Here is a 12,200-nt window from a genome sequence, read left to right as displayed (position 1 = left end):
TAGGAAGGAAGCTAGGTATGTCTGATCAACTTTTAAATCGCTTAGGACCAAAGATTAAAATTGCCAATACCCTAATTGAGAAGGAATTAAATAATCATTTTGCAAGTCTATTTCAAGATTATTCCTTAACTGGAGCTCAAATCTCACTTTTAGTTTACCTATATGATTCAAAGGGGAGAACTATTACGCAAAAAGAGATTGCAGATACTTTTGTACTCAGTCACCCAACAATTCGCGGGATTGTAAAGCGGTTAGCTGACAATAACTTTATTCAAACAGCGCATCTAGAAAGTGACCAAAGGCAAATTGTACTGACTTTGTCAGCTGCTGGTTTTAAACTGATTGATGAAAATATTACGGAAATTCATGCAATTATGGATAAAATTAATAGCCAAATTATTGCCGGCCTTAGTGATCAAGATATCGGACAGTTAGAAATCTTTTTAAATCAGATTATTGCTAACTTCTAATAGCTTTTTTTATTTATAAAAGTGTAGCTTACTACATAAAAGGAGAAAAGATGACACAAGAAATAAAACAAATTTCTGGAAAAAAGCGAAATTTAATGATGGCGGTGCTGCTATTTGGTGCCTTTGTGGCATTATTAGCAGAAACGTTCCTAAATAATGCGTTGCCAACAATTATGACTGCATTTGGCGTTAGTCAATCCACGGCCCAATGGCTCACAACAGCGTACTTATTAGTAGTTGGCTTGATGATTCCAATGTCAGCTTGGATTTTTGAATCATTTAACATGAAGCAAAATTATCTAACAATGATGGGAATTTTCTTTATTGGTTCGATAATTTGTGTTTTTGCACCTAATTTTTACGTTTTGTTAACTGGGCGAATTATTGAGGCAATTGCGGCTGGTGGCTTAATGCCATTCATTCAGAATGTGATTTTGATGATGTTTCCACCTGAAAAGCGCGGCATGGCAATGGGAATTACGGGTTTAGTAATTGGCTTTGGTCCAGCTGTAGGTCCGACAATTTCTGGTTTGATTTTAAAATATTCCGGCTGGCAGATGCTCTTTATCATTTTGAGTGTTACCAGTGGTTTGGTAGCTCTGTTAGCAATTTTTACGGTACAAAATATTACGACACCACACATGAGTACGACAGATGTGATTTCATTCTTAGAATCAATTGTTGGTTTCGGATTGATTTTGTATGCTTTGTCTGAAATAGGTAATACTGGTAAAATCACATTTACGTTAGCTCTAATTTTTATTATTGGTTTGGTAGTTATTTATCTTTTCTGCCGGAGACAATTACATTTAGAAGAACCGTTACTTGATATTCGTGTTTTTAAAAATTGGCAGTTTGACCTGTGTACGCTATTAAGTACAATCAGTAACTTGGCCATGGTTGGAATCGAATTAGTTTTGCCGCTGTATTTGCAAACTACACGTGGCGAATCGGCTTTGACTTCTGGTCTTGTAATGATGCCGGGAGCATTGCTGCTGATTATTTGCAACCCAATTTCAGGGACTTTGTATGACAAATTGGGAATTAAAAAGTTATCACTATTTGGTTTTACAATGTTAGTTCTTGGAACTGTGCCAATGCTGACTTTTAGTGCGCAAACTAGCTTAGTAATGATCGGTATATGTTACGCTTTGCGGATGGTAGGAATTTCCTTTACGATGATGACAACCTTTACTGCGGGAATTAATCAGGTACAGTCAAAAATGACTGCCCATGCCAATGCCGGATCGTCGACAATTCGCCAGATTGGTGGGTCATTGGGAACAGCCCTAGCGATGTTAGTTGTAACCATCGGTTCTGCTAATGTAGTTGTGAATAAAGCCGCTGCTTTAGCAACAGGTTACCATTGGGGCTTCATCTTAATGCTAATCTTTGCGATAATCGGTTTGATCGGTTCGTTTGGGTTGCCAACAGCTCAGGAAGAAAATAAGTAAATTCTGGTTGAAAAGCTTTATTAAGTTCTTACTTAATAAAGCTTTTTTTGATAGTAGATTAAATTACTTTACAGCATTTTGCTTTTGTTTTGTGCAATAATGACATAATAGAATAAAAATTGGGGAGTAATTTACAATGTTTAACTTATTTATTTTGCTGATGGAACGGCTAGGCATTATTATGTTGCTGGCATTTTTGCTGGTTAATATGCGCTTTTTTAGAAACCTAATTGAAAAAAGAACATTAAAATCACAAATTTGGCTGACCATTATTTTCGCAATTTTTGTTGTGATGGCGAATTTAACAGGAGTTGAGATTACTAGTTCTAAAGAAGTAGTTACACCGTTGATTATAACCGGCTTGCCGCAATCAGATTCGATAGCGAATACGCGTGTTTTGGTGATTACAGCTGCTAGTTTAACTGGTGGACCGTATGTTGGGATGATGGTTGGCCTGATAGGTGGTCTGCACCGCGTTGTCTTCGGTGGCTTTTCGGATTATTTTTATATTGCTAGTTCTGTCCTCATTGGTTATCTTGTTGGGATATGCGGCGATCGCGTTAAAGGCGACAATCTTTATCCATCAACACCATGGGTAGCTGTTTTAGCTTTTTTTGCGGAATTAATTCAAATGGCTTTCATCTTTACTTTTCATGGTATTGGTTTAGTAACCTTGATTTTTGTTCCAATGGTGCTGTTAAACACAATTGGTGCAAGTTTATTTATTGAAATCTTGAAGACTTACTTATCAAATGAGCGCCAATTAAAGGCGGTTCAGACCAAAGATGTTTTGGAATTAACTAACAAAACGCTACCTTATTTTCGTAAGGGTCTTGACTTCGACTCGGCAAAGCACGTTTGTCAAATTATTAAGCAATATACTAACTTTGATGCGGTAGGATTAACCGATCGAGTTAATGTTTTGGCCCATGTTGGTGCTGGTGAAGACCACCATATTGCAGGAGAACCAGTAATAACCGACTTATCCAAGACTGCTATTTTAACGGGAAAAGAAAAATTGGCCTACTCGAAAAAAGAAATTGGCTGTCCAGAACCATCTTGTCCATTAACGTCAGCGATTGTGTTCCCCTTGCGTGTTAATAATCAGACAATTGGTGCCCTTAAATTATATTTTTGTGAGGGTAGTAAAATGACGGTTGTTGAAGAAAACTTGGTCCGTGGTTTGGCGATGATTTTTTCGGGACAATTGGCAATTGGGATTGCCGAGCAGCAGACCAGTTTACTCAATGAAGCAGAGATTAAGGCCTTACAGGTTCAAATTAATCCGCATTTTTTCTTTAATGCGATTAACACGATTGGCGCCTTGATGCGAGTAAACGTGGAAAAAGCACATCAGGCATTAATGCAGTTAAGTGTCTTTTTTAGATCCAGTCTGCGCAATGGTCAAGAAAAAGAAGTTACATTAGAACAAGAAAAGCGTCATGTTGATTCTTATATGAGTATTGAAAAGCTGCGATTTCCTAATAAATTTATTATTGATTATCAAATTGAAGTTCCCGATAATATTTTACTGCCATCATTTTGTTTACAAATTTTTGTTGAAAATGCAGTGCGACACGCTTTTAAAGGACGTAAGCAGGGGAATCGGATTATTATTCGTCTTAAAGAGCTTGCAAATCAACGCGTTGAAGTCAGCGTAACGGATAATGGTACCGGGATTGCACCTAGTGTGCTGCAATCTTTAGGAAAAAAGCCAATTAGTGAATCTAAAGGCAGTGGCACGGCACTATATAACTTGAATTTGCGGTTAAAAGGATTATACGGAACGAGCAGTCAATTGAAGATTGTCAGCAATGATCAAGGAACAATTTTTAAAACCAATATTCCCTTAAAAATTGTTGAACAAGAACAATGAGTAGTTGGCTAATAAAGGGTGTTAATGAAGGATACAGAGATGAAGATTTTATTGGTTGATGATGAGCCACTGGCACGAACAGAATTAGAATATTTAATTAAAGCCAGTCCCGTTCTTAAAGACGTAGCTGTCACAATTTATCAGGCAGAAGATATTAAGCAGGCTCAGAAAGAATTATTGAAGAACAAAATTGATTTAATGTTTTTGGATATTTCGCTTAATGAAGAAAATGGCTTTGAATTGGCGGATGAATTAAAGTTGTCTTATTCACCATTGATTATCTTTTCGACGGCATATGATGAATATGCGATTCAGGCTTTTGATGTTGGTGCATTAGATTATATCCTGAAGCCGTTTGAGCAAGAACGGATTGATCAGTCACTAACTAAAGCACTGCAGGTAATTAATTCTCGTAAGCAGCCCAGTCCGAATAATTCCGAGCAGCCGGTAAGTGATATACTCAGTATCGAATTGGCTGACCGTAACATTGTGATTAAAACAAGTGCGTTAATTACGGCGACTATTAATCGTGGCATATTGACAATTTCGACTGCTCAAAACCATTATCAAACTAAACAAACTTTGGCTTGGCTAAAAAAGCGGCTTACGCAGCCTAAATTTATGCAAGTACACCGGAATGCAATCATTAATGTCGAAGAGGTAAAGGAAGTTCAGCCATGGTTTAATCATACGCTTTTGTTAGTGATGAGTAACGGTGAAAAAATACAGGTTGGACGGTCGTACCGTAAGGACTTAAGTCAGCGACTGGGAATGTAATATTAGTCACGTTAATTTAAGGGCAGTTCACGAGCCAATTTTTGCAGTTCGGCTTGAATTTGCACTCAAAAACTCGCTTTTCTAGTATCTTTAACATTGAAAATAAGAAATTCAGAAAGGACGAGTAAGATGAAAAGAAAAGAAGATAAGCACCAATCAGCACCACTGTTATTTCAAATGTTGATTTATGCCACAATCTTATTTGTGTCACAATTAATCTCAGAAATGATGCCAAAGAATTTTCCGGTGCCCACACCGGTAATTGGTTTAGTTTTATTGTATGTGTTGTTGACAGCACACGTTATTAAAATTGAATGGGTTGATTCTTTTGGTAGTGCACTAATTTCATTAATTAGTTTTATGTTTGTTCCGTCAGGAATTTCAATTGCTGCCAACCTTGATATTATGAAAGCCCAAGGTGTGCAACTCGTGTTGGTAATTTTACTATCAACGGTAATTCTGTTGGTCGTAACAGCTTATACTACAAGAGCATTGCTTTGGCTTAAAAAGAAATTGACTGCAGTTAAATTGAATGGCACCTCGCAAGGTGTTAAGACAGGAGGTGGCAAATAATGTCATATATAAGTAATCCCTTATTTGGAGTCTTTTTATCTTTGCTGGTCTTTTTAATCGGTAAATGGCTATTTAAAAAATCGCATGGTTTGTTTATTTTTCAGCCTTTGTTTGTTGCAATGGTCTTGGGAATTGCCATTTTAGTAGTACTAGGTAAGTACTTTGATGTTTCAACTGCTCAGGTTTATGCTAAGGCATATAAGCCTGGTGGCGATATTATCTTCTGGTTTATTACTCCAGCAACAATTGCGTTTGCAGTTCCTTTATATAAACGAAATGATGTTGTTAAAAAGAATTGGGGCATTATTTTACTGAGTTTAATTATTGGTACCTTTATTTCATTAATTTTAATTACTTTGATTTCTAAAGCGGTCGGTCTTGATGAAGTTGGCATTAGATCAATGCTTAGTCAATCAGCAACAACCGCGATTGCAATGCCGTTAACAACTTCAATTGGTGGTAATGCTTCAATTACCGCGATGGCTTGCATTCTTAATGCTGTTGTAATCTATGCTTTGGGTAAGCAAATGGTTAAATGGTTTAAGCTTGATAGTGATCCAATGGGAACAGGTCTTGGTCTAGGAGCAGCAGGTCACACAATTGGCTCTGCATTTGGATTAGAGCTTGGTTCCGTTCAAGGTGCGATGGCTGCTGTTGCTGTGGTGGCTACGGGATTAGTAGATAACTTGCTTGTTCCGGTATTTGCTCATATGCTGGGCTTATAATTATTGGTAATGGACAAATATTGTAAAAATTTATTAGTATTCAGTTTACTTACGCACTCAATCTTTGAGTAAAGAAGCTGGTCTGACTTAGTGTCAAGACCAGCTTTTTTTGTATGAGAAAACTAACTTAAACTTCTTGTGCAGCAGCCACCAATTAAGTGTCCCCCAGCCTCAAAATAATCCCAGTGGGCTTCATTGCAACTTGGATTATTGGATTTAATAATTGCTCTAGTGAAAAGCAAGATAAAGAACCAACAACTACAAAGTCAGCTGGTAAAGCTACTGGTGAACAAATTAAGATTGTTGCTCCATTTTCAGGTGAAGTTACGTTAGTTGCGGATACACGGCATGCTGTTGGTTTAAGAAGTGATGACGGAATTGATACAGTTGAACTTAAAGGACAAGCATTTATATCTCATGTGAAAAAGGGGGACCATGTTAATCAAGGCGATTTATTGATGGAAATGGATGTTGCGGCGATTGCAGCAGCAGGATATGATCCTGTAGTTTTAAGTATTGTGACTAATACTAATGATTATATCGACGTTATTTCAACTGTTGATAATTCAGAAATAATTGTTGGTGATAATATTATGGCTGTAATTAAGTAATCTGAAGTTGCTGTGAATATAAGATAATACAAAAGGGAGTAGAATTAATTCTACTCCCTTTGTGATTTATTATTTAATCTGCATGACGCCATTTGGCATCTGTTAAAATTCGGGCAGTTAAAAGACCAATTGGCAAAGCAATAACAATCATTAACGCATTCATAATCCAATAGGCACCAACATTAATGTTAGTAACACCGAAATTAAAAACAGCACGATACATGTATAATCCAGGTACCATGATCACAATTGCGGGTACCGTAATCGCAATTCGCGGAAACCCTACTCGATCACGAACAAAGCTCGCGAGTAAGCCTGCTAAAAGCGCCCCAATAAAAGCAGCAAGGGCAGCAGGCATGTGATTATAATCAACTAAACTTAAACGTAAGGTGTTAGATAGGGCACCGATTAATGCGGCGACAGTTGCCATTGCAGGTTTAGCGTTAAACATTACGGAAAAGCCAAAGACTCCACCAAAACTAGCTAGAATTCTGTAAATTGTTAAAACAGTAGGAGTAAGCTTTAGGTCCGGCATAGCTCCCGGCATTAGATTTAGACTGGTTGCAACGCCCCAGCCAACCATTGTGGCAATCATAATAATCAATCCAGCATACGCTAAACGTTCGAGTCCTGATCGCATATCGAGTTTGGACATATCCAGTCCTGAAGTGATGAAAGGAAAACCCGGGATCACATAAAGCATGGCGCCAATATATCCATAAGCGTGCTGGTAGTCCCAGCCACATAATTTATGACCAAGTAAAAAGCACAGGAAGTAAACCGCACATGAGCTAGCAACGCCTACTGCAATTTTGGCTACAAGTGTAATTTTGTGCTTACCCATCTGACCGCGAATATAGTTACCAATGCCTGCACCAAAGAAGGTACACAGCATTTCTGGTAAGCCGCCACCAAGTAAAAAAATAAAACAGCAGCAAGCAAGTCCCGCACTCAAAGCTGCAATTGTCAGCGGGTAGGTAACCGTATGGCGTTCAATTTGATTAAGTTCATGATGGATAGCGCCAATTGTTAATTGCTCATTTTTAATTTCAAATTGGCGGACAAATTGTTCCATCTTATTTAATTTATTCATATTAACTTCAGTTGTTGGCAACGACAAGGTTTGCGAGTAGGACTTGTTATTAACGTCGAAGCAGGTGTATTCAATTGAAACTAGACCAATATCAGCTGAACAAGTAATTCCTAGTGCTCGGGCAACAGTATTCATTGAATCGCGTACGCGCCAAGCTCCTGTTCCGCATTCTAGCAGCATAATACCGATTCTACCGACAAGTGAACCTTTTTCAACTAAAGTTGTATCTTTAATTAGCGTATTATCTGGGCTTTTAAAAAATTCTTTCCAATGAATTTTCATATGATGTCTTGCCGACAAATGATGGCGCGTTATAACTGGTTCGTTTTCTTCCATTAGTTAAACAACTTCCTTTTTAATCTTAACAAAGATAAATTAATTTTAGCATAAGAGTGCAAGTCGCATTTTTAAGCAACACATGATTATATTAAACATTTTGATGATGGCCTTGACTGTACAGTAAAAGATTGTGGCATTACGATCGATATTGATAGTGAAAGTTAGACTTGCGGACTGACTTTGATGCACAAGATCCATCTGAGGACTTTTCATATTATGCATTGAAAAGCCGTGTACGTTTATATATTGGTTGTGATATTGCTGCTGGCAGATTCGTTCTCAACCATAGTCTTAACTTTATGCTTGATGAAGCTTGTTTAATTGTAGCGGCTAAGGCCACTAGAATGGCAACGGTTCATTACTTAACGGATTAATTTAAAAGCGCTAGTAAGTAAGCTGGCGCTATTTTATTACTATTTATGCGCATTATTGATTAAAACTGATTTTTTTTGCATATATTTGAGTAAAACTGATTGTCTTTTTAACTGAAACCGAATACAATATCTGCATGAGGTGGAAAAATGTTAACGCAGGAACGGCAAAAGATAATTGAGAATTACGTCAACCAACACCAATTATGTCAAGTTAGCGAATTAGCGCAGATGATTCCTACATCAGAATCGACAATTCGTCGTGATTTGACACAGCTGGAAGGTAACGGATTGATTAAGCGGGTTCATGGTGGTGCCCAATCACTTAAGAACTTTACTCATGATGTGTCCCAGCATATTCGTTTTAATCTGAACCATGAGGACAAAATTCAAATTGCTCGTTATGCGGTTCAACATTATGTGCACAAAAATGATTATCTTTTTATTGATGCAGGAACGACAACCTATGAAATGGTGCCTTTTTTAGCTAAAATTCCGCAAATTACGGTGGTGACTAACGGACTGGAAACAGCATTAGGAATGATTAGCCACGGTATTGAGACGGTTTTCTTAGGTGGAAAAGTCAAAGAAGATACGCATGCGGTTGTTGGTCAATCGGCGATTGACCAGCTGCAGGGGATGAACTTTGCTGCCAGTTTTATCGGCACTAATGGGCTTGATTATCAAGGTAATTTGACAACGCCAGATCTTGAAGAAGCCGCAATTAAAAAATTAGAAATTGCTCATGCTGACCATGCTTATGTACTAACCGATGCTTCTAAAATTGGTGAACGTAATTTTGCAGTTTTTGCCAATAGTAAAGATGTAACCATTGTTACGACCGTGCTTAATGCCGGATTAAAAAAATTATTACCTAATAAAATTAACTTGAGGGAGACTAAATAATGATTTATACAGTTACTGTTAATCCTGCCTTGGATTATGTCATTCAGTTGAAACAAATCAAACATGGTGAGGTTAATCGCAGTAAGAATTGCTCATTTCTAGCAGGTGGTAAAGGCATTAATGTGTCACAAATTCTTAATCAGCTGGGAATTGAAAATACTGCGTGGGGTTTTGTTGGTGGCTTCACGGGTAAAGAACTGGTGCGACAGTTGAATCAACGTCGGATTGTGAATGATTTTGTGACTGTGTCAGATGCAACTCGTGTTAATGTCAAGCTGCATGCTGAAAAAGAAACAGAAGTTAATGCGGCAGGTCCGAATATTACTCAGCAAGAAATTACGGCATTTAAGGATCGTCTTAGTGATTTACAAGCTGGCGATATTGTTGTTTTAAGTGGGTCGTTAGCACCTAATTTGTCAGTTGACTTTTATCAGCAACTGCTGCCAACAATTAAAGAAGCTGGCGCTGAATTTGTCATTGATACAACGGGTAAAGCATTGCTAGAAACTTTAAGTTATCAGCCACTAGTTCTTAAACCTAATCATCATGAATTAGCAGACTTGTTTAATACGACTTTTAATACTGACCGAGAAATGCTTGCTTGCGCGCGCAAATTGTTAGATCAAGGTGCGCAAAATGTCATGGTTTCTATGGCTGCAAGCGGCGGTTACTTGATTACACGTGAGCATATTTATCATGCTAAGGCTGCTATTGGAACAGCTGTTAATTCAGTTGGTGCCGGTGATTCAATGATTGCTGGTTTTGTTGGGACATATGTTAATAGTGGTGATCCGGCTGAAAGCTTCCGTGTTGGAATGGCGTGTGGTGCTGCAACTGCCTTTACTAAAGATATTGCCGTTAAAAGTCAAATTGAAGCTGTTTTACCGCAAATTAATGTAGAACAAATTTCATAAAAAGGAGAATTAATAATGAAAATCAAAGATATTTTAGCTCCTGAGTCCATGATTATGGCGTTGAAAGCAACTAATAAGGAAGCTGCAATTAAAGAGATGGCCGACTTAGAGGTTGACACAGGAATTGTTAATAACGAAGATGAATTTATTAAGTCAATCTGGGAACGTGAAAATGAGTCAACGACGGGGATTGGTGATGGCATTGCAATGCCTCATGCCCGCAATAAGTCAATTAATAAAACTCGCGTTTTGTTTGCCAAAAGTGATGCAGGAATTGATTATAATTCGCTTGATGGTAAACCAGTCAACTTGTTCTTTATGATTACTGCGCCAGCTGGTGCTGACAATACGCACTTGGAAGCTTTAGCTAAGTTATCCGGGTTACTGATTAATCCAGATTTAGTTAGTGCATTAAAAAAGGCACAGACCCCTGAAGAAGTAATTGCTTTGTTTGAACAGGCGGAGGCTAAAAAAGATGCTGAAAAAGCGGCAGAGCAGGCTAAAAAAGCTTCTGCCGGAAATGATACTGAAAAGCCACTGATTGTTGGGGTTACTGCTTGTATTAATGGGATTGCTCATACTTATATGGCTCAAGAAGCATTAATTAAAGCTGGTAAAAAGCTCGGTGCTGATGTCCGTATTGAGACCAACGGTTCAGAGGGTGTTAAGGACAAGTTAACGGCTGATGAAATTCGCAGAGCTAAGGGAGTGGTGATTGCTTCTGATAAAAAAGTCGATATGCCACGTTTTAATGGTAAGCCACTGATTAGTCGACCAGTTGTTGATGGAATTAATAAGCCCGATGAATTAGTGACCGCAGTTTTGGATGGTCAGGCTAGTGTTTACCATTCGGATAGTCAGGCAGCAACTGCTGATGATAGTTCTAAGAAGGGAATATGGGGGTCGATTTATCAAAACTTGATGAACGGCGTTTCTCACATGTTGCCGTTTGTCATCGGTGGTGGAATTTTGATGGCAATTTCCTTTATTGTTGAGAACTATGCTGGAGGTCCTAAATCACCTGCCTTCATTTTCTTAAATAATGCCGGAAACATGGCCTTTGCTTTCATGGTGCCAATTTTGTCAGGATATATTGCTGAATCGATTGGTGACTTGCCTGCCTTGATGCCCGGTTTTGTTGGTGGCTTTATGGCGACAGTTTACAGCGGCTCATATGGCGGTGCTTATGTTGCCAACGTGGTAACTAATGCTAAGTCGCCTGCAGGTTTCTTGGGTGGTCTGGCTTCAGGATTTATTGCCGGCTATTTAGTTGTGGGTTTAAAGAAACTATTTACTAAATTACCTAAGTCGCTTGAAGGTATGAAGCCGATGCTGATATATCCAATTTTGAGTTTACTCTTTATTGCACTTATTATGTATTACATTGTTAACCCGATTTTTAGTAGTATTAACTTTGCAATTACTAGCTTTTTGAATCAGATGGGTACAGGCAATTTAGTTGTTTTAACAACAATTTTGGCAGGAATGATGTCCATTGATATGGGTGGACCTTTCAACAAGGCGGCTTACGTCTTTGCTTCTGGTGCTTTTGCTAATGATCCCCATTCAACGGTAGCTGCTGTTATGATGGCTGCTGTTATGGTTGGTGGCATGGTGCCACCATTTGCCACGGCAATTGGGACGACTTTCTTTAAGAATAAGTACACTGAAGATGAGCGCCGTGCCGGTGTTACTAATTGGATTTTAGGCTTTTCCTTTATTACTGAAGGAGCAATTCCATTTGCTGCCGCTGATGCGGGACATGTTATTCCATCATGTATTATCGGATCAGCTGTTGGTGGTGCTTTAGTTGGTTTATGGCGCATTGGTGTTCCCGCTCCTCACGGTGGTCTGTGGGTATCACCACTTGCTAATCATATCGTTCTTTACTTTGTTGCAACAATTGTTGGTTCGATTGTCGCTGGCGTGATTTTAGGCTTGTGGAAAAAGCCAGTGGATGATAAGTAAATTGTCGATTTTACGCGCTTATTTGAAATAAAAATAATTAAGTAAAAAAGTAATCAAATTGTAACTAAATAGGAATGATACGTCACTTTAGGGTGGCGTATTTTTAGTGTATAATTGTTATTA

12 protein-coding genes are annotated in these 12,200 nt (G+C 38.3%); 11 read left to right on the top strand and 1 reads right to left on the bottom strand.

Going from position 1 to position 12,200, the window contains the following annotated elements:
- Positions 1-17 precede the first annotated feature (17 nt).
- The 7 genes from OZY43_RS07305 to OZY43_RS07275 all read left to right on the top strand — a co-directional run bounded on the left by OZY43_RS07305 (position 18) and on the right by OZY43_RS07275 (position 6,486).
- Positions 18-470, top strand: coding sequence for a MarR family transcriptional regulator (locus OZY43_RS07305; protein WP_277164512.1), 453 nt, complete (start codon positions 18-20; stop codon positions 468-470).
- Between the two features lie 50 nt (positions 471-520).
- Positions 521-1,924, top strand: coding sequence for an MDR family MFS transporter (locus tag OZY43_RS07300; RefSeq protein WP_277164511.1), 1,404 nt, complete (start codon positions 521-523; stop codon positions 1,922-1,924).
- Positions 1,925-2,060: 136 nt separating this feature from the next.
- The gene (locus tag OZY43_RS07295) at positions 2,061-3,800 is read left to right on the top strand and encodes a LytS/YhcK type 5TM receptor domain-containing protein (protein ID WP_277164509.1); all 1,740 of its coding nucleotides are present in this window, start codon (positions 2,061-2,063) and stop codon (positions 3,798-3,800) included.
- Positions 3,801-3,839: 39 nt separating this feature from the next.
- A complete protein-coding gene (locus OZY43_RS07290) occupies positions 3,840-4,577 on the top strand; it encodes a LytTR family transcriptional regulator DNA-binding domain-containing protein (protein ID WP_277166392.1) in 738 nt (245 codons plus the stop codon).
- A 129-nt stretch (positions 4,578-4,706) separates the two neighbouring features.
- Positions 4,707-5,150: a CidA/LrgA family protein gene (locus tag OZY43_RS07285; RefSeq protein ID WP_277164507.1), complete on the top strand. Its 444-nt coding sequence runs from the start codon at positions 4,707-4,709 to the stop codon at positions 5,148-5,150.
- Positions 5,150-5,875 (top strand): LrgB family protein, encoded by a 726-nt coding sequence (locus OZY43_RS07280; protein ID WP_277164505.1) that lies wholly within the window; start codon positions 5,150-5,152, stop codon positions 5,873-5,875. The genes OZY43_RS07285 and OZY43_RS07280 overlap by 1 nt, the downstream gene beginning before the upstream one ends.
- A 185-nt stretch (positions 5,876-6,060) precedes the next feature.
- The gene (locus OZY43_RS07275; protein ID WP_277164503.1) at positions 6,061-6,486 is read left to right on the top strand and encodes a PTS glucose transporter subunit IIA; all 426 of its coding nucleotides are present in this window, start codon (positions 6,061-6,063) and stop codon (positions 6,484-6,486) included.
- 73 nt (positions 6,487-6,559) lie between these two features.
- Here the strand turns inward: OZY43_RS07275 and OZY43_RS07270 are convergent, their stop codons facing one another.
- Positions 6,560-7,915 carry a threonine/serine exporter family protein gene (locus OZY43_RS07270; RefSeq protein ID WP_277164501.1) on the bottom strand — a complete coding sequence of 452 codons (1,356 nt, stop codon included), beginning with the start codon at positions 7,913-7,915 and terminating at the stop codon, positions 6,560-6,562.
- Positions 7,916-8,085: 170 nt separating this feature from the next.
- On the opposite strand from OZY43_RS07270, the gene OZY43_RS07265 reads away from it, so the two are divergent.
- From OZY43_RS07265 to OZY43_RS07250, 4 genes are all read left to right on the top strand, one after another.
- Positions 8,086-8,292 (top strand): hypothetical protein, encoded by a 207-nt coding sequence (locus tag OZY43_RS07265; RefSeq protein ID WP_277164499.1) that lies wholly within the window; start codon positions 8,086-8,088, stop codon positions 8,290-8,292.
- Between the two features lie 147 nt (positions 8,293-8,439).
- On the top strand, positions 8,440-9,195 hold the full coding sequence (locus OZY43_RS07260) for a DeoR/GlpR family DNA-binding transcription regulator (RefSeq protein WP_277164497.1): 756 nt from the start codon (positions 8,440-8,442) through the stop codon (positions 9,193-9,195).
- On the top strand, positions 9,195-10,109 hold the full coding sequence (gene pfkB, locus OZY43_RS07255) for a 1-phosphofructokinase (RefSeq protein ID WP_277164495.1): 915 nt from the start codon (positions 9,195-9,197) through the stop codon (positions 10,107-10,109). Before OZY43_RS07260 ends, pfkB begins: the two co-directional genes overlap by 1 nt.
- A gap of 15 nt (positions 10,110-10,124) precedes the next feature.
- Positions 10,125-12,077: a fructose-specific PTS transporter subunit EIIC gene (locus OZY43_RS07250; RefSeq protein ID WP_277164493.1), complete on the top strand. Its 1,953-nt coding sequence runs from the start codon at positions 10,125-10,127 to the stop codon at positions 12,075-12,077.
- The last annotated feature ends 123 nt before the right edge of the window (positions 12,078-12,200 follow it).

Source organism: Lactobacillus sp. ESL0785 (assembly GCF_029395455.1).
Lineage (GTDB): Bacteria > Bacillota > Bacilli > Lactobacillales > Lactobacillaceae > Lactobacillus.
This window is presented reverse-complemented; position numbering and strand designations above follow the sequence as displayed.